Source organism: Heyndrickxia sp. MSNUG (genome assembly GCF_049532715.1).
Taxonomy (GTDB): domain Bacteria; phylum Bacillota; class Bacilli; order Bacillales; family Cytobacillaceae; genus Mesobacillus.
Genome location: NZ_CP150978.1, coordinates 84542 through 103430 on the forward strand (window position 1 = coordinate 84542; position 18889 = coordinate 103430).

The following is an 18889-nucleotide window of genomic DNA, read 5'->3' on the forward strand; positions in this document are numbered from 1 at the left end:
GAAAAATGAACGATTATTTAGTAAAGGCTCTTGCCTTTGACGGGCAAATTAGAGCATATGCAGTGAAAAGCACGGAGACAGTTGGGGAGGCACAGCGCCGCCATTATACATGGCCAGTTGCCTCAGCGGCGCTTGGACGTACGATGACTGCAGGTCTCATGATGGGTGCAATGCTCAAGGGTGATGATAAATTAACCATTAAGATTGCTGGTGGAGGACCTCTGGGACCGATCCTTGTTGATAGTAATGCACGCGGGGAAGTTAGAGGGTATGTAACAAATCCACATGTCCACTTTGATTTGAATGAGCATGGAAAGCTTGATGTAAGAAGAGGTGTCGGCACTGACGGGACCCTCTCGGTTGTAAAAGATATTGGAATGCGTGACTATTTTACTGGTCAGGTGCCTTTGGTTTCCGGTGAGTTAGGAGAGGATTTCACTTATTATTTCGTGACATCCGAACAAGTACCTTCTTCCGTTGGCGTCGGAGTTCTAGTCAATCCTGATAACTCTATTAAAGCGGCTGGCGGGTTTATCATTCAATTGATGCCTGGTACAAGTGATGAGACCATTACGTATATCGAAAACAGATTAAAGGAAATTCCTCCAGTTTCTAAATTGATTGATAAGGGATTATCTCCTGAAGAATTGCTAGAGGAACTATTAGGAAAAGAAAATGTTAAGGTGCTTGAAACATCTCCGGTGTCATTTGAGTGCAACTGTTCTAAAGAGCGTTTCCATAATGCGTTGATCAGTCTCGGATCTGAAGAACTCAGGGACATGATCGAAACAGACGGACAGGCGGAAGCGCACTGCCATTTCTGTAATGAAAAATACTTATATACAAAAGAAGAGTTGGAAGAGATGGAGAAAGAAGCAAAATAAGCAAGTTCTGGGGGAAGAGAATTGGAGAAAAAGCAGCTTTGGTATATCATTGCCGGGTTAGCCATGTTGAACGTTATTACTCTCGTGCTGCTGCTGTTCAAGCCTGCCTTCCTGGAAGGGAATAAAGAGACGGTTGCGGAGATTGGCAATAAAACGATTTCCCGGCAAGAATGGCTTACTGAACTAGAAGAAAGATATGGGGAAGAAACGCTAAGGGATCTTGTGGATCAGGAAGTCGTCCTGCAAATGGCTGATGATTACAAGATTAAGGTCTCTGACAAGGCCATCGAGCGGGAACTGAATATATACAAAGCGATGTACTCTTCAGCAGAAAATGAACCAAAGAGCGAAGAGAAATGGAAACAGCAAATTAAATACAGCCTCTTGCTGGAAGAGCTTTTAACAAAGGATGTAAAAGTATCCGAAGAAGATATGAAGGCATTCTATGAACAAAATAAAAGCCTGTTTGATCTTCCTGCATCCTACCATGTTTCACAAATCGTAGTCGAAACGAAAAAAGAAGCAGATGCGGCTGTGAAGGAATTAAAGGATGGCTCCAGTTTTGATGTGCTTGCAATGGAGCGGTCCGTTGATGAGTTTTCTGCAAACCAGGGCGGCGATATCGGGTTTATCAATGAAGAGGATGAACGAGTTGATCCTCAAGTCGTTGAAGCAGCCAAAACGCTGAAACCGAAAAAGTGGACAGGCCCTGTGAAGCTTGAAAACGGCTACGCAATTGTTTATCTTCACGAGAAGCTTGAAGGGAAAAAATACGACTTCAAGGAAGTGAAGAATCAAATCCGCAGGCAGATGGCACTTGAACAAATGGATATCCCTGTTTCGGCAAGGGCTTTTTGGAATGAAGCGGAAGTCAGCTGGTTTTATGGTGACAGTGAGAAGCAATAAGATGATGGGCACTGGTTTTATAGACCGGTGCTTTTCTTTTAAGATAAGCAAATACAAAAATTCACTTCGGGAAATGTCCAGCTCCAGCGCATTTCTTTAGGAATGGTTTAGAGCAATTTGAAATAGGATAGTTTAAAAAGGATGGGCAGAAGACTGATTTTGTTTTTTGTCGAAGCAAACTGTTTGACATAGGCCTAAAGAGTTGGTAAATTTTAATAAAACCAATTAAAATAGTCGGAATAAAGTAAAAAATAGGGGTGGGTAAAATGGTACGCATTGCAAATTCAATAACAGAGCTTGTCGGCCAGACACCAATTGTGAAATTAAACAGACTTGTTGATGAACAAAGCGCCGATGTTTACTTGAAGTTAGAATATATGAATCCTGGAAGCAGTGTAAAAGACCGTATCGCTCTTGCGATGATTGAAGATGCTGAAGCGAAAGGCTTGCTGAAGCAGGGGGATACAATCATCGAACCTACTAGCGGAAATACAGGAATCGGCCTGGCGATGGTGGCTGCAGCGAAAGGTTATAAAGCGATTCTTGTCATGCCGGAAACGATGAGCATGGAACGCAGGAATTTGCTTCGCGCGTATGGAGCCGAACTTGTATTGACTCCTGGTCCAGAAGGTATGGGCGGTGCGATCCGAAAAGCAGAGGAATTGTCTAAAGAACATGGCTATTACGTTCCGCAGCAATTTGAAAATGCTGCAAATCCTTCCATTCATGAAAGAACAACCGGCCCTGAGATTGCGGAGCAGATGGGTGACCAGCTCGATGCCTTCATATCAGGAATTGGAACAGGCGGAACGATTACCGGTGCAGGAAAAGTTCTTCGTGAAAAATACAAGGACATTAAAATCATCGCGGTTGAGCCTGCTGACTCACCGGTTTTATCAGGTGGAAAACCTGGACCTCATAAAATTCAAGGAATCGGTGCAGGCTTCATTCCAGGTGTCCTTGACACAACTGTTTACGATGAAATCATTAAGGTAGAGAATGAGCAGGCATTTGAATACGCCCGCCGTGCGGCAAAGGAAGAAGGCGTCCTTGGCGGAATATCCTCTGGAGCAGCCATCTATGCAGCTTTAGAAACGGCGAAAAAGCTTGGCAAGGGAAAGAAAGTACTCGCAATCATCCCAAGTAATGGAGAGCGCTACCTGAGCACACCGCTTTATCAATTCGAAGAATAAATTTTTTTAAAAGAGGCAGGCATAAAAGCTTGTCTCTTTTTTATGGAATGATGGGCAAAGCTATAAGTAAAAGTAAATTGTTATTTAATGTAGATTGACTCCATTTAATTATGCGATTTCGTCTAAAAATCCCTTCAATTTTTATCATTAAAAAATGAAAGCGGGCTCTCCATCATGTATGATGGAAAAAGAGAAAAAAGTAGGAGTGAAGAGCTTGCCGCGCTATAGCATTCGATCATTAACAATTCCGTATTCAGCTTCACGTTTTTTTCATCAATATGATTATATTGCAAAGCAATACAAAGAGCATATTATCCTGGAAAGTGGAAGGGGCGGCCGTTATAGCATCTCTGCCTTCGATCCGAAGATTATTTTTTCGGGAAAAAATAATAGATTGACGGTCACAAAGGATGGAGCTTCAGTTGAGTTTGAGGGAAATCCTCTTGAATTAATGAAGAGTCAAATGGAAGAATATCAGGTTCCGAAAATAGATGGACTTCCGGATTTTCAGGGTGGAGCGATTGGCTACCTTAGCTATGACTATGCCCGTTATATTGAAAAATTACCGTCATTGGCCAAGGACGATTCTGGGATTCCTGAAGTGTATTTTCAACTTTTCCATGAGTGGTTCGTGTTTGATCATCAGACTGAGCAGCTGTGGCTGATGGCGCTTGCTGATGCAGGTTTGGAGGAACAGGCAGAGGACAAGCTATCTGAATGGAAGCAGAGATGGGAAGCAGAATGCCCTGCACTAGCAGAAACGGTATATAAGCCTGTTAACGGCAACTTGGAAGTTTCGATGGATGAGGCTGAATTCATAGAGGCGGTTGAGAGGGTCCAGCAGTATATCTCTCAGGGGGATGTCTTCCAGGTGAATCTGTCAGTAAGGCAATCAAAGCCGATTGAAATGGAAGCGATGGAGGTTTACAGGCAGCTGCGCATCCTGAATCCTTCGCCGTATATGGGCTATCTTCATACGCCAGATTTTCAGCTCGTAAGCGGTTCGCCTGAACTTTTAGCAAAAATAAAAGGGTCAGAAGTCAGCACAAGACCGATCGCTGGTACAAGATCAAGAGGCAGGACGGATGAAGAGGATCTTCTGCTTGCCAATGAATTGATCAACCATGAAAAAGAGCGCGCCGAACATGTCATGCTTGTGGACCTTGAGCGGAATGATCTTGGCAGGGTATGCAAGTATGGGACCGTTGAAGTCAATGAATTCATGGCGATTGAAAAGTACTCCCATGTCATGCACATCGTTTCGAATGTGAGAGGAGAACTTGCTGAAGGGGAAGACTGGTTTGGCGTCGTCAATGCGGTATTCCCAGGCGGGACAATTACCGGAGCTCCAAAGGTGCGGACGATGGAAATCATTGAGGAACTTGAGCCGGTTAGACGCGGACCATATACGGGATCGCTTGGCTGGGTCGGTTTTAACGGCAATATGGAATTGAACATCATCATCAGGACGATGCTTGTCAAGGATGGAAAGGCCCATGTCCAGGCGGGGGCTGGTGTCGTAATTGACTCCATCCCAGCAAATGAGTATAAGGAATCCTTAAAGAAAGCCATCGCGCTTTGGAAGGCGAAAGAGCTCGCGGAGGGTGAAGCATGATTTTAATGATCGATAATTATGATTCGTTCACATACAATCTTGTTCAGTATTTAGGTGAGATGGGTGAGGAGCTTAAGGTCATCCGCAATGACCAGACTTCGATTAAAGGAATTGAGGAATTGAATCCTCAGTTTCTGATGATCTCACCGGGGCCGTGCAGCCCTAATGAGGCGGGCATCAGCCTTGAAGCGATTGAAAATTTTGCTGGGAAGACGCCGATTTTCGGTGTATGCCTAGGCCATCAATCGATTGCTCAGGTATTTGGCGGAGATGTTGTCCGTGCGGAAAGGCTTATGCATGGGAAAACTTCCATGGTTCATCATGATGGCAAGACGATTTTTGCTGGACTGGAAAACCCTTTCCCTGCAGCAAGGTACCATTCACTGATTGTAAAAAAAGACAGCCTTCCTGATTGCCTTGAAGTATCGGCATGGACAGAGGAAGGCGAAATCATGGCCATCCGCCATAAAACACTTCCGGTTGAGGGAGTCCAGTTCCATCCTGAGTCCATTTTGACTACATCAGGAAAGCAGCTGCTCAGGAATTTCATCTCGATTTACAAATCAGCGCAAATGGAAGTCAAATTGTAATGTATGTCTATATCAATGGGCAATATGCCAAAAAGGAAGAAGTCGTGATTTCTCCTTTTGATCATGGATTTTTATACGGCCTTGGAGTCTTTGAAACCTTTCGCATCTACAATGGCCATCCGTTTTTACTGGATGACCATCTGAAGCGGCTGAATGCAGGCATGAAGATGCTTAATATCGATGCAGCTTTTAACCGTAAGGAAGTTATTAAGATCATAAATGAGCTTTTAGCCAAAAATGGTTACACCCACGCTTACATCCGTTTTAATGTATCCGCAGGCAATGGGGAAATCGGCTTGCAGACGGAGAGCTATTCTGAGCCAAATATCCTTATGTTTTCAAAACCTCTTCCTCCTCTAAATGGGATGACAGAGAAAAAGGCAGTGATTTTAGAAATAAAACGGAACACCCCCGAGGGCGGGGAGAGACTTAAATCCCATCATTATCTGAACAATGTGCTCGCAAAGCGGGAAATTGGCAGCGCCCCTGATATGGAAGGTATTTTTCTGACGCAAGATGGCTTTTTGTCAGAGGGGATTGTTTCGAATGTATTTTGGTACAACGATGGCATCCTGTTCACTCCGGCCATTGAGACAGGCATTTTAAACGGAATCACCCGCAGGTTCGTCATTGCGCTGGCCCGTGAGGCGGGTCTCACTGTTCGTGAAGGCTTTTACAAACAGGAAGAAGCAGAAAACGCCGAGGAAATGTTTTTAACAAATTCAATCCAGGAAATCGTCCCTGTTACCCGTTTTTTCGGAACGGATTATCCGGGAAGAGAAGGGAACATTGTGAAAATCCTATATAAATACTATGAAGCTCATCGCGAAACGCTTTGGAGCAGAACACAGTTGGGAGGGCCCGCGAATGACTAAAGAACAATCAACCTTGATAAAAGCAGGACGGTATGCTCTGGATTATGCCAATAAGACGTTAATCATGGGAATCCTGAACGTGACTCCGGATTCTTTTTCAGACGGCGGCAAGTATAACCACATAGAAAATGCCGTACAGCACGCAAGGCAGATGATAGAGGATGGAGCGGATCTTTTAGATATCGGCGGGGAATCAACAAGGCCCGGATATGAACGTATTTCAGATGCGGAGGAGATATCGAGAGTAGTGCCTGCGATTGAGGCGATCACACAGGAACTTCACATCCCTATATCAATAGATACGTATAAATCAGAAGTTGCTAAAAAAGCAGTTGATGCTGGAGCAGTCATCATCAATGATATTTGGGGAGCGAAGGCTGACCCGGAAATAGCCGATGTAGCTGCTGAAACTGGCGTGCCAATCATTTTGATGCATAACAGGAACGACCGGGATTATTCGTATTTTATCAGAGATGTTTTGAATGACTTATACGAAAGCATCACGATTGCCAAAAAAGCCGGTGTGAAGGATGAACAAATCATCCTGGATCCCGGAATCGGATTTGCGAAGGACCTGGCAGAAAACCTTGAAATGATGCGCCATCTTGATACGCTCGTTTCACTCGGTTATCCTGTGCTGCTCGGAACTTCAAAAAAATCGATGATCGGCGGAGTGCTCGATCTTCCCGTTTCAGAAAGAATGGAAGGTACAGGAGCAACGGTTTGCTTCGGAATCCAGCAGGGCTGCCAGATCATAAGGATTCACGATGTGAAGGAAATGTCCCGCACGGCCAAAATGATGGATGCTCTAATGGGGAAGGGTGATTTCAATGGATAAGATTCATGTAAACCAAATGGAGTTTTACGGCTACCATGGTGTTTTTCCAGAGGAAACAAAACTGGGCCAGCGTTTTGGCGTTGATTTATCAGTGGAGATGGACCTGTCGAAAGCCGGGGAGAGTGATAATCTTGAGGATTCTGTCAATTATGGCGAGCTCTATCAGGTATGCAAGGGTATTGTTGAAGGTGAACCATATAAATTAGTCGAAGCAGTTGCTGAAAAAATCGCCAGTGCGATTCTTGATCGCTTTTCGGCCGTTGAAGCTTGCCATGTTAAGGTAATCAAACCGGATCCGCCAATTCCTGGCCATTATAAATCAGTTGCAGTTGAAATCACAAGGAGCAGATAAGAGTGGAAAATCAGGCGTATATAGCATTGGGGTCCAATATGGGTGACCGGTATGAATATTTGAAAAAAGCTATTCTCCTCCTTGAAGGCCACGAAGAAATCTCTGTGGTAAATACTTCTTCCATATATGAAACAGATCCGGTAGGCTTCACGGACCAGGATCAATTTTTAAATATGGCTGTCAAAGTTTCTACCAACTTACATCCGTATGAGCTGCTGGATGTATGCTTGAAAATAGAAGAAAAACTTGGCAGGAAAAGGGAAATCCGTTGGGGTCCACGAACATTGGACCTTGACATTTTGCTGTATAATCAAGAAAATATTGAAACAGAGAAGCTTACAATTCCGCACCCTCGGATGGACGAACGCGCGTTTGTAATCCTTCCTTTGATAGAAATGAACCCAACCATCATGCTTCCCACAATGGAGAAGCCTCTGGAAACCTGTTTACAAAGTATACCTGATAAAGAAGGAGTACGAATATGGAAGCAGAAAAATGGGGAAGACGTATTCGCGCTTATCGAAAACTGAAGGGTTTTACGCAAGAAAGCTTCGCAAAAGAGCTGGGGATATCAGTTTCGATCATAGGTGAAATCGAACGAGGCAACAGGATGCCTGATGACAGCTTGATCGGTAAAATAGCGGAATTCCTTGATGTCACTCTAGATGAATTAAGCCCGCAGTAATGTTTATATAAATTATTCAAGGTGATTTAAGGAGAGGTACCATGCTTAAGATTGGTGATATTGAAATGAAGAACCAGGTCGTCCTTGCACCAATGGCTGGCGTCTGCAACTCTGCATTCCGCCTTACAGTCAAAGAATTTGGCGCGGGATTGGTATGTGCCGAAATGGTTAGTGATAAAGGAATCGTTTCAAAAAATGATAGAACATTGGATATGTTATATATAGATGAGCGTGAGAAGCCTCTTAGCCTTCAGATTTTCGGCGGTGAGAAGGATACACTTGTCCAGGCGGCGCAATACGTGGATAAGAATACAAATGCGGATATCATTGATATCAACATGGGCTGTCCTGTTCCGAAAATCACTAAGTGTGACGCAGGCGCTAAATGGCTGCTCGACCCTAACAAGATTTATGAAATGGTATCTGCTGTAGTGGATGCTGTTGAAAAACCAGTTACCGTTAAGATGCGTATGGGCTGGGATGAGGATCACATTTTTGCTATACAAAATGCTCAGGCAGTTGAACGTGCTGGAGGTAAAGCGGTAGCTCTTCACGGACGTACAAGGGTGCAAATGTATGAAGGACATGCAAACTGGGATATCATTCGTGATGTAAAGCAGGCAGTGAATATTCCTGTTATCGGCAACGGTGATGTTCAAACACCTCAGGATGCGAAAAGAATGCTTGATGAAACAGGAGTAGACGGCGTCATGATCGGCCGCGCGGCACTCGGAAATCCATGGATGATTTACCGTACTGTTAAATTCCTGGAAACAGGCGAATTGATGGGTGAGCCAACTGCTCGCGAGAAAATCGATGTAAGCATCCTTCACCTTGACCGCTTGATTGCGTTGAAGAATGAACATATCGCTGTTCGTGAAATGCGCAAGCACGCTGCTTGGTACTTAAAGGGCATTCGCGGCAACGGTACAGTCCGCAACCAGGTCAATGAATGCAGCACGAGAGACGAGCTTGTTGGCGTGCTGACAAACTTCGCTGATGAAGTAGAAGCTGCTAGCGAGGAAAATGCTCACCAGGTTGGATAAAAATTGACATTCCAAACCACATTTCCTATAATACCTTTATTAATGCAACTGCCAGTGGATAAGACTGGCAGTTTTTATTCTATTTAGCACATTTTTTATCATTCCTATGGAAAACTGTAGGGATTTTGAGATTTTTAATGTCTGAATCGGATAGTTTGTGTAAAATAATAAAAGTATCCATTCAAACTTACTTAGGATTACATAATAAATTTATTTATATATTGGAGTGAAAGCGACATGAGTCATGAAGAATTGAATGACCAGCTCAGAGTCAGAAGAGACAAGATGAATTCATTGCGTGAAAAGGGCATGGATCCATTCGGTAAACGTTTCGAGCGCTCGCACCTGACTGACCAGCTGATCAGCGAATTTGGGGAATTAGAAAAAGAAGAAATCGAAGCTAAGAATGTTTCGGTAAAAATAGCTGGACGGATCATGACTAAGCGCGGCAAAGGAAAAGCGGGCTTCGCTCATTTACAGGACCTTACTGGCCAAATCCAGATTTACATTCGCCAGGATGCAGTAGGAGAAGAGCAATACGAGATTTTCGACACAGCTGACCTTGGTGATATCGTCGGCGTGGAGGGAACTCTTTTCAAAACAAAGGTTGGCGAGCTTTCTATTAAAGCTGCAAACTTTATCTTCTTGTCAAAGGCGTTACGTCCGCTTCCAGAAAAATTCCACGGACTTAAGGACGTAGAGCAGCGCTACCGTCAGCGCTACCTTGACCTGATCACAAGCAATGAAAGCAAAACGACTTTCATCAACCGCAGCCGCATCATCCAATCAATGCGCCGTTATTTAGATGGACAAGGCTATCTTGAAGTTGAAACGCCTCTAATGCATTCTATTGCCGGCGGAGCTTCTGCACGTCCATTCGTCACTCACCATAACGCACTGGATATGCAGCTTTACATGCGTATCGCAATCGAACTTCACCTTAAGCGCCTGATTGTGGGCGGCCTTGAAAAGGTTTATGAAATCGGCCGAGTATTCAGGAATGAAGGGATTTCGACAAGACACAATCCTGAATTCACGATGCTTGAGCTATATGAAGCTTACGCTGACTGGCGTGATATCATGTCCCTTACTGAGAACATGGTTGCCCATATCGCACAGGATGTACTAGGAACAACAACAATCCAATATGGCGAATATGAAATTGACCTTAAACCGGAGTGGAAGAGACTTCATATGGTCGATGCAATCAAAGAACATACGGGAGTAGACTTCTGGAATCAGATGAGCACAGAAGAAGCTCGCGCACTAGCGAAAGAACACGGAGTAGAAGTGACTGAACTTATGCTATATGGCCACATTGTAAATGAGTTCTTCGAGCAAAAAGTAGAAGAACACCTGATTCAGCCTACATTCATTTACGGCCATCCAGTAGAAATTTCTCCTTTGGCTAAAAAGAACGACGAAGATCCACGTTTCACTGACCGCTTTGAATTATTCATCGTGGCAAGGGAACATGCGAACGCATTTACTGAGCTGAATGATCCAATTGATCAAAGAGAACGTTTTGAAGCACAGCTAAAAGAAAAAGAACAAGGTAACGATGAGGCTCATGAAATGGATGATGATTTCATCGAAGCATTAGAATATGGAATGCCTCCAACAGGAGGACTTGGAATTGGTATCGACCGTTTGGTCATGCTGTTGACTAATTCTCCTTCTATTAGAGACGTACTGTTATTCCCGTTAATGCGCCACCGTTAATAGATTTTAAAAGGCAAAGCGGCCCTGGCTGCTTTGCCTTTTGTCATTTTGGGGAGGGCGGCTGTCCTGCAATTTAAAAATACAGATAGTCTTTGATCACTAACACATATCTATTTATTACATTAGAGCAGAAGCCAAACAATCAGTGGCGTAAGAAATAGATTAGCTCAAAAACTTGATGATTAAAGTGAACATATTTGAACACATTAATATGAATAATCTTTCTTTTATTTTGTAAATAAAAAACGAAAAAACCTATTGCCATCGGTTTATAAAGATGCTATATTTATATCTGTTGCTACGAGCTACTTAGCCAGCAACAAACAAAACAAAAAAACTTATTGACATCGGGTTTTGAACCTGATAATATATAAGAGTTGCTTCTAACGGAGCGACGAAAAACAAATTGTTCTTTGAAAACTAAACAAACAAGCGTCAACAAACAATATTATAGTGACTTCTATTATATAGATGATCACTAGCCAACGTTTTAAATTATGAGCTAACTCATAACTCTTTTTTGGAGAGTTTGATCCTGGCTCAGGACGAACGCTGGCGGCGTGCCTAATACATGCAAGTCGAGCGGATCTTCATTAGCTTGCTTTTGAAGATCAGCGGCGGACGGGTGAGTAACACGTGGGCAACCTGCCTGTAAGACTGGGATAACTTCGGGAAACCGGAGCTAATACCGGATAATCCTTTTCCTCTCATGAGGAAAAGCTGAAAGACGGTTTTGGCTGTCACTTACAGATGGGCCCGCGGCGCATTAGCTAGTTGGTGAGGTAACGGCTCACCAAGGCGACGATGCGTAGCCGACCTGAGAGGGTGATCGGCCACACTGGGACTGAGACACGGCCCAGACTCCTACGGGAGGCAGCAGTAGGGAATCTTCCGCAATGGACGAAAGTCTGACGGAGCAACGCCGCGTGAGCGATGAAGGCCTTCGGGTCGTAAAGCTCTGTTGTCAGGGAAGAACAAGTATCGGAGTAACTGCCGGTACCTTGACGGTACCTGACCAGAAAGCCACGGCTAACTACGTGCCAGCAGCCGCGGTAATACGTAGGTGGCAAGCGTTGTCCGGAATTATTGGGCGTAAAGCGCGCGCAGGCGGTTCCTTAAGTCTGATGTGAAAGCCCCCGGCTCAACCGGGGAGGGTCATTGGAAACTGGGGAACTTGAGTGCAGAAGAGGAGAGCGGAATTCCACGTGTAGCGGTGAAATGCGTAGAGATGTGGAGGAACACCAGTGGCGAAGGCGGCTCTCTGGTCTGTAACTGACGCTGAGGCGCGAAAGCGTGGGGAGCGAACAGGATTAGATACCCTGGTAGTCCACGCCGTAAACGATGAGTGCTAAGTGTTAGAGGGTTTCCGCCCTTTAGTGCTGCAGCAAACGCATTAAGCACTCCGCCTGGGGAGTACGGCCGCAAGGCTGAAACTCAAAGGAATTGACGGGGGCCCGCACAAGCGGTGGAGCATGTGGTTTAATTCGAAGCAACGCGAAGAACCTTACCAGGTCTTGACATCCTCTGACAACCCTAGAGATAGGGCGTTCCCCTTCGGGGGACAGAGTGACAGGTGGTGCATGGTTGTCGTCAGCTCGTGTCGTGAGATGTTGGGTTAAGTCCCGCAACGAGCGCAACCCTTGATCTTAGTTGCCAGCATTTAGTTGGGCACTCTAAGGTGACTGCCGGTGACAAACCGGAGGAAGGTGGGGATGACGTCAAATCATCATGCCCCTTATGACCTGGGCTACACACGTGCTACAATGGATGGAACAAAGGGCAGCGAAGCCGCGAGGTGAAGCCAATCCCATAAAACCATTCTCAGTTCGGATTGCAGGCTGCAACTCGCCTGCATGAAGCCGGAATCGCTAGTAATCGCGGATCAGCATGCCGCGGTGAATACGTTCCCGGGCCTTGTACACACCGCCCGTCACACCACGAGAGTTTGTAACACCCGAAGTCGGTGGGGTAACCTTTATGGAGCCAGCCGCCTAAGGTGGGACAGATGATTGGGGTGAAGTCGTAACAAGGTAGCCGTATCGGAAGGTGCGGCTGGATCACCTCCTTTCTAAGGATATTGCCTATTGGCAATCGGAACTCAGATCTTCGGATCTGATGAATACGAATCTTAGGATTCGTACAGTTGACCGCTTGTTTGTTTAGTTTTGAGGGAGCAATCTTTACTGTGAGGATCAGACCGTAAGGTAGGATTCGAAACAATTCTCTCAAAGCTTTTTTGTTCCTTGAAAACTAGATAATCGTAAGTAAGAAGAACCAAGAAAAACCGAGTGATCGCCATTTTAGTTTTTCTCTCTATTTAATAGAGAATCAACCACGACAATTTATTGTCAAACGGTTAAGTTAGAAAGGGCGCACGGTGGATGCCTTGGCACTAGGAGCCGATGAAGGACGGGACTAACACCGATATGCTTCGGGGAGCTGTAAGTAAGCTTTGATCCGGAGATTTCCGAATGGGGAAACCCACTGTTCGTAATGGAACAGTATCTTTACCTGAATACATAGGGTGTTGAAGGCAGACCCGGGGAACTGAAACATCTAAGTACCCGGAGGAAGAGAAAGCAAACGCGATTCCCTGAGTAGCGGCGAGCGAAACGGGACATAGCCCAAACCAAGAGGCTTGCCTCTTGGGGTTGTAGGACACTCTACATGGAGTTACAAAGGAACGGGGTAGATGAAGTGGTCTGGAAAGGCCCGTCAGAGAAGGTAAAAACCCTGTAGTTGAAACTTCGTTCCCTCCTGAGTGGATCCTGAGTACGGCGGGACACGAGAAATCCCGTCGGAAGCTGGGAGGACCATCTCCCAAGGCTAAATACTCCCTAGTGACCGATAGTGAACCAGTACCGTGAGGGAAAGGTGAAAAGCACCCCGGAAGGGGAGTGAAATAGATCCTGAAACCGTGTGCCTACAAGTAGTCAGAGCCCGTTAATGGGTGATGGCGTGCCTTTTGTAGAATGAACCGGCGAGTTACGATCCCATGCAAGGTTAAGTTGAGAAGACGGAGCCGCAGCGAAAGCGAGTCTGAATAGGGCGAATGAGTATGTGGTCGTAGACCCGAAACCAGGTGATCTACCCATGTCCAGGGTGAAGGTTGGGTAACACCAACTGGAGGCCCGAACCCACGCACGTTGAAAAGTGCGGGGATGAGGTGTGGGTAGCGGAGAAATTCCAATCGAACTTGGAGATAGCTGGTTCTCTCCGAAATAGCTTTAGGGCTAGCCTCACGTTGTAAGAGTCTTGGAGGTAGAGCACTGTTTGGACTAGGGGCCCTCATCGGGTTACCGAATTCAGACAAACTCCGAATGCCAAAGACTTATCCGTGGGAGTCAGACTGCGAGTGATAAGATCCGTAGTCAAAAGGGAAACAGCCCAGACCACCAGCTAAGGTCCCAAAGTATACGTTAAGTGGAAAAGGATGTGGAGTTGCTTAGACAACCAGGATGTTGGCTTAGAAGCAGCCACCATTTAAAGAGTGCGTAATAGCTCACTGGTCGAGTGACTCTGCGCCGAAAATGTACCGGGGCTAAACGTATCACCGAAGCTGTGGATTGACATCTTTGATGTCAGTGGTAGGAGAGCGTTCTAAGGGCGTTGAAGCTAGACCGTAAGGACTGGTGGAGCGCTTAGAAGTGAGAATGCCGGTATGAGTAGCGAAAGATGGGTGAGAATCCCATCCACCGAATGCCTAAGGTTTCCTGAGGAAGGCTCGTCCTCTCAGGGTTAGTCGGGACCTAAGCCGAGGCCGAAAGGCGTAGGCGATGGACAACAGGTTGATATTCCTGTACCACCTCTTTATCGTTTGAGCAATGGGGGGACGCAGTAGGATAGGGTAAGCGCGCTGTTGGATATGCGCGTCTAAGCAGTAAGGCTGCAAGTGAGGCAAATCCCGCTTGCGTGAAGGCTGAGCTGTGACAGCGAGGGAAATATAGTACCGAAGTTCCTGATTTCACACTGCCAAGAAAAGCCTCTAGCGAGATAAAAGGTGCCCGTACCGCAAACCGACACAGGTAGGCGAGGAGAGAATCCTAAGGTGAGCGAGAGAACTCTCGTTAAGGAACTCGGCAAAATGACCCCGTAACTTCGGGAGAAGGGGTGCTCATTTGGGTGAATAGCCTAGATGAGCCGCAGTGAATAGGCCCAGGCGACTGTTTAGCAAAAACACAGGTCTCTGCGAAGCCGCAAGGCGAAGTATAGGGGCTGACGCCTGCCCGGTGCTGGAAGGTTAAGAGGAGGGGTTAGCGCAAGCGAAGCTCTGAATCGAAGCCCCAGTAAACGGCGGCCGTAACTATAACGGTCCTAAGGTAGCGAAATTCCTTGTCGGGTAAGTTCCGACCCGCACGAAAGGCGTAACGATCTGGGCACTGTCTCAACGAGAGACTCGGTGAAATTATAGTACCTGTGAAGATGCAGGTTACCCGCGACAGGACGGAAAGACCCCGTGGAGCTTTACTGTAGCCTGATATTGAATTTTGGTACAGCTTGTACAGGATAGGTAGGAGCCTGAGAAACCGGAGCGCCAGCTTCGGTGGAGGCGTCGGTGGGATACTACCCTGGCTGTATTGAAATTCTAACCCGCGCCCCTGATCGGGGCGGGAGACAGTGTCAGGTGGGCAGTTTGACTGGGGCGGTCGCCTCCTAAAGAGTAACGGAGGCGCCCAAAGGTTCCCTCAGAATGGTTGGAAATCATTCGCAGAGTGTAAAGGCACAAGGGAGCTTGACTGCGAGACCTACAAGTCGAGCAGGGACGAAAGTCGGGCTTAGTGATCCGGTGGTTCCGCATGGAAGGGCCATCGCTCAACGGATAAAAGCTACCCCGGGGATAACAGGCTTATCTCCCCCAAGAGTCCACATCGACGGGGAGGTTTGGCACCTCGATGTCGGCTCATCGCATCCTGGGGCTGTAGTCGGTCCCAAGGGTTGGGCTGTTCGCCCATTAAAGCGGTACGCGAGCTGGGTTCAGAACGTCGTGAGACAGTTCGGTCCCTATCCGTCGTGGGCGCAGGAAATTTGAGAGGAGCTGTCCTTAGTACGAGAGGACCGGGATGGACGCACCGCTGGTGTACCAGTTGTCTTGCCAAAGGCATCGCTGGGTAGCTATGTGCGGACGGGATAAGTGCTGAAAGCATCTAAGCATGAAGCCCCCCTCAAGATGAGATTTCCCATAGCGCAAGCTAGTAAGAACCCTGAAAGATGATCAGGTTGATAGGTCAGAGGTGGAAGCGCGGTGACGTGTGGAGCTGACTGATACTAATCGTTCGAGGACTTAACCAAAATAGATTACTCGTTCTTCTAAATTCTTCTTACACATTATCTAGTTTTGAGGGAACAAACCTCAAACAAAATAGTCTGGTGGCGATAGCGAGAAGGTCACACCCGTTCCCATACCGAACACGGAAGTTAAGCTTCTCAGCGCCGATGGTAGTTGGGGGTTTCCCCCTGTGAGAGTAGGACGCCGCCGGGCTGTTTGATACAATTTAATGGAGGATTAGCTCAGCTGGGAGAGCATCTGCCTTACAAGCAGAGGGTCGGCGGTTCGATCCCGTCATCCTCCACCATTATATTTTTAAACCATGCCGGTGTAGCTCAATTGGTAGAGCAACTGACTTGTAATCAGTAGGTTGGGGGTTCAAGTCCTCTCGCCGGCACCATCTTTCTAACATCCTTGAATAGGCTTCAGCGGAAAGATGCGAGGAAGACCGGAGGTCTTTTGAGCAGGTCACTGTGCAGCCAGGATAACTTCATGTACGAGCCATTAGCTCAGTCGGTAGAGCATCTGACTTTTAATCAGAGGGTCGAAGGTTCGAGTCCTTCATGGCTCACCATTTCAACTTTATATGCGGGTGTGGCGGAATTGGCAGACGCACCAGACTTAGGATCTGGCGCCGCAAGGCGTGGGGGTTCGACTCCCTTCACCCGCACCATTTTCACTAAAACAATATATATGCGGAAGTAGTTCAGTGGTAGAATACAACCTTGCCAAGGTTGGGGTCGCGGGTTCGAATCCCGTCTTCCGCTCCAAAAGTTTTTAGCCGGGGTGGCGGAACTGGCAGACGCACAGGACTTAAAATCCTGCGGTAGGTGACTACCGTACCGGTTCGATTCCGGTCCTCGGCACCACTTATTCATTAATAAATTATAATGCGCCCGTAGCTCAATTGGATAGAGCGTCTGACTACGGATCAGAAGGTTATGGGTTCGACTCCTTTCGGGCGCGCCATTATATTTTCTCTTTATCGGGGAGTAGCTCAGCTTGGTAGAGCACTTGGTTTGGGACCAAGGGGTCGCAGGTTCGAATCCTGTCTTCCCGACCATTTCTACTAATATTATATGGGGCCTTAGCTCAGCTGGGAGAGCGCCTGCCTTGCACGCAGGAGGTCAGCGGTTCGATCCCGCTAGGCTCCACCATAAAATTCTTATTGACCATATTAAACAATCATGTTAGTATATTAAAGCTGACTTGATGACTTGGTCGGTAACTTGTTCTTTGAAAACTAAACAAACAAGCGTCAACAAACAATATTATAGTGACTTCTATTATATAGATGATCACTAGCCAACGTTTTAAATTATGAGCTAACTCATAACTCTTTTTTGGAGAGTTTGATCCTGGCTCAGGACGAACGCTGGCGGCGTGCCTAATACATGCAAGTCGAGCGGATCTTCATTAGCTTGCTTTTGAAGATCAGCGGCGGACGGGTGAGTAACACGTGGGCAACCTGCCTGTAAGACTGGGATAACTTCGGGAAACCGGAGCTAATACCGGATAATCCTTTTCCTCTCATGAGGAAAAGCTGAAAGACGGTTTTAGCTGTCACTTACAGATGGGCCCGCGGCGCATTAGCTAGTTGGTGAGGTAACGGCTCACCAAGGCGACGATGCGTAGCCGACCTGAGAGGGTGATCGGCCACACTGGGACTGAGACACGGCCCAGACTCCTACGGGAGGCAGCAGTAGGGAATCTTCCGCAATGGACGAAAGTCTGACGGAGCAACGCCGCGTGAGCGATGAAGGCCTTCGGGTCGTAAAGCTCTGTTGTCAGGGAAGAACAAGTATCGGAGTAACTGCCGGTACCTTGACGGTACCTGACCAGAAAGCCACGGCTAACTACGTGCCAGCAGCCGCGGTAATACGTAGGTGGCAAGCGTTGTCCGGAATTATTGGGCGTAAAGCGCGCGCAGGCGGTTCCTTAAGTCTGATGTGAAAGCCCCCGGCTCAACCGGGGAGGGTCATTGGAAACTGGGGAACTTGAGTGCAGAAGAGGAGAGCGGAATTCCACGTGTAGCGGTGAAATGCGTAGAGATGTGGAGGAACACCAGTGGCGAAGGCGGCTCTCTGGTCTGTAACTGACGCTGAGGCGCGAAAGCGTGGGGAGCGAACAGGATTAGATACCCTGGTAGTCCACGCCGTAAACGATGAGTGCTAAGTGTTAGAGGGTTTCCGCCCTTTAGTGCTGCAGCAAACGCATTAAGCACTCCGCCTGGGGAGTACGGCCGCAAGGCTGAAACTCAAAGGAATTGACGGGGGCCCGCACAAGCGGTGGAGCATGTGGTTTAATTCGAAGCAACGCGAAGAACCTTACCAGGTCTTGACATCCTCTGACAACCCTAGAGATAGGGCGTTCCCCTTCGGGGGACAGAGTGACAGGTGGTGCATGGTTGTCGTCAGCTCGTGTCGTGAGATGTTGGGTTAAGTCCCGCAACGAGCGCAACCCTTGATCTTAGTTGCCAGCATTTAGTTGGGCACTCTAAGGTGACTGCCGGTGACAAACCGGAGGAAGGTGGGGATGACGTCAAATCATCATGCCCCTTATGACCTGGGCTACACACGTGCTACAATGGATGGAACAAAGGGCAGCGAAGCCGCGAGGTGAAGCCAATCCCATAAAACCATTCTCAGTTCGGATTGCAGGCTGCAACTCGCCTGCATGAAGCCGGAATCGCTAGTAATCGCGGATCAGCATGCCGCGGTGAATACGTTCCCGGGCCTTGTACACACCGCCCGTCACACCACGAGAGTTTGTAACACCCGAAGTCGGTGGGGTAACCTTTATGGAGCCAGCCGCCTAAGGTGGGACAGATGATTGGGGTGAAGTCGTAACAAGGTAGCCGTATCGGAAGGTGCGGCTGGATCACCTCCTTTCTAAGGATATTGCCTATTGGCAATCG

At 47.1% G+C, this 18889-nt stretch carries 12 protein-coding genes, 9 tRNA genes and 4 rRNA genes; all 25 read left to right on the forward strand.

Features of this window, described 5'->3' with window-relative positions:
• Window positions 1–5 precede the first annotated feature (5 nt).
• The 25 genes from hslO (at window position 6) to AABM38_RS00545 (ending at window position 18863) form a co-directional block, all read left to right on the forward strand.
• Window positions 6–884: an Hsp33 family molecular chaperone HslO gene (gene hslO / locus AABM38_RS00425; RefSeq protein ID WP_423408692.1), complete on the forward strand. Its 879-nt coding sequence runs from the start codon at window positions 6–8 to the stop codon at window positions 882–884.
• Window positions 885–905: 21 nt separating this feature from the next.
• Window positions 906–1790 (forward strand): peptidyl-prolyl cis-trans isomerase, encoded by an 885-nt coding sequence (locus tag AABM38_RS00430; RefSeq protein WP_423408693.1) that lies wholly within the window; start codon window positions 906–908, stop codon window positions 1788–1790.
• Between the two features lie 266 nt (window positions 1791–2056).
• The gene (cysK, locus tag AABM38_RS00435) at window positions 2057–2983 is read left to right on the forward strand and encodes a cysteine synthase A (RefSeq protein WP_423408694.1); all 927 of its coding nucleotides are present in this window, start codon (window positions 2057–2059) and stop codon (window positions 2981–2983) included.
• Between the two features lie 181 nt (window positions 2984–3164).
• On the forward strand, window positions 3165–4598 hold the full coding sequence (gene pabB, locus AABM38_RS00440) for an aminodeoxychorismate synthase, component I (RefSeq protein ID WP_423410617.1): 1434 nt from the start codon (window positions 3165–3167) through the stop codon (window positions 4596–4598).
• A complete protein-coding gene (gene pabA / locus AABM38_RS00445; RefSeq protein WP_423408695.1) occupies window positions 4595–5188 on the forward strand; it encodes an aminodeoxychorismate/anthranilate synthase component II in 594 nt (197 codons plus the stop codon). Before pabB ends, pabA begins: the two co-directional genes overlap by 4 nt.
• Window positions 5188–6063 (forward strand): aminodeoxychorismate lyase, encoded by an 876-nt coding sequence (gene pabC, locus AABM38_RS00450; protein ID WP_423408696.1) that lies wholly within the window; start codon window positions 5188–5190, stop codon window positions 6061–6063. The genes pabA and pabC overlap by 1 nt, the downstream gene beginning before the upstream one ends.
• Window positions 6056–6901: a dihydropteroate synthase gene (gene folP, locus AABM38_RS00455; protein WP_423408697.1), complete on the forward strand. Its 846-nt coding sequence runs from the start codon at window positions 6056–6058 to the stop codon at window positions 6899–6901. The genes pabC and folP overlap by 8 nt, the downstream gene beginning before the upstream one ends.
• Entirely contained in the window at window positions 6894–7253 is a 360-nt protein-coding gene (gene folB, locus AABM38_RS00460) for a dihydroneopterin aldolase (RefSeq protein WP_423408698.1), read from the forward strand. The genes folP and folB overlap by 8 nt, the downstream gene beginning before the upstream one ends.
• Window positions 7254–7255: 2 nt before the next feature.
• Window positions 7256–7783, forward strand: a complete 528-nt coding sequence (folK, locus tag AABM38_RS00465) for a 2-amino-4-hydroxy-6-hydroxymethyldihydropteridine diphosphokinase (RefSeq protein ID WP_423408699.1) — start codon at window positions 7256–7258, stop codon at window positions 7781–7783.
• Window positions 7735–7938 (forward strand): helix-turn-helix transcriptional regulator, encoded by a 204-nt coding sequence (locus tag AABM38_RS00470; RefSeq protein WP_335378568.1) that lies wholly within the window; start codon window positions 7735–7737, stop codon window positions 7936–7938. The genes folK and AABM38_RS00470 overlap by 49 nt, the downstream gene beginning before the upstream one ends.
• Window positions 7939–7979: 41 nt before the next feature.
• Complete coding sequence (gene dusB / locus AABM38_RS00475) at window positions 7980–8984, forward strand: tRNA dihydrouridine synthase DusB (protein ID WP_423408700.1); 1005 nt, start codon at window positions 7980–7982, stop codon at window positions 8982–8984.
• A gap of 237 nt (window positions 8985–9221) precedes the next feature.
• Window positions 9222–10706, forward strand: coding sequence for a lysine--tRNA ligase (gene lysS, locus AABM38_RS00480; protein WP_423408701.1), 1485 nt, complete (start codon window positions 9222–9224; stop codon window positions 10704–10706).
• Between the two features lie 517 nt (window positions 10707–11223).
• A 16S ribosomal RNA gene (locus tag AABM38_RS00485) occupies window positions 11224–12774 on the forward strand.
• Between the two features lie 286 nt (window positions 12775–13060).
• Window positions 13061–15995: ribosomal RNA gene (locus tag AABM38_RS00490) — 23S ribosomal RNA — on the forward strand.
• A 74-nt stretch (window positions 15996–16069) separates the two neighbouring features.
• A 5S ribosomal RNA gene (rrf, locus tag AABM38_RS00495) occupies window positions 16070–16185 on the forward strand.
• 18 nt (window positions 16186–16203) lie between these two features.
• A tRNA-Val gene (locus tag AABM38_RS00500) sits at window positions 16204–16279 on the forward strand.
• Between the two features lie 17 nt (window positions 16280–16296).
• A tRNA-Thr gene (locus AABM38_RS00505) sits at window positions 16297–16372 on the forward strand.
• A 98-nt stretch (window positions 16373–16470) separates the two neighbouring features.
• Window positions 16471–16546 (forward strand) — tRNA-Lys (locus tag AABM38_RS00510).
• Window positions 16547–16560: 14 nt separating this feature from the next.
• Window positions 16561–16645, forward strand: a tRNA-Leu gene (locus tag AABM38_RS00515).
• 22 nt (window positions 16646–16667) lie between these two features.
• Window positions 16668–16742, forward strand: a tRNA-Gly gene (locus tag AABM38_RS00520).
• A 10-nt stretch (window positions 16743–16752) separates the two neighbouring features.
• Window positions 16753–16841, forward strand: a tRNA-Leu gene (locus AABM38_RS00525).
• A gap of 23 nt (window positions 16842–16864) precedes the next feature.
• Window positions 16865–16941, forward strand: a tRNA-Arg gene (locus tag AABM38_RS00530).
• Window positions 16942–16958: 17 nt separating this feature from the next.
• A tRNA-Pro gene (locus tag AABM38_RS00535) sits at window positions 16959–17035 on the forward strand.
• An 18-nt stretch (window positions 17036–17053) separates the two neighbouring features.
• A tRNA-Ala gene (locus AABM38_RS00540) sits at window positions 17054–17129 on the forward strand.
• A gap of 183 nt (window positions 17130–17312) precedes the next feature.
• Window positions 17313–18863, forward strand: a 16S ribosomal RNA gene (locus AABM38_RS00545).
• Together the 16S, 23S and 5S rRNA genes with 9 tRNA genes alongside form the textbook arrangement of a ribosomal RNA operon.
• The last annotated feature ends 26 nt before the right edge of the window (window positions 18864–18889 follow it).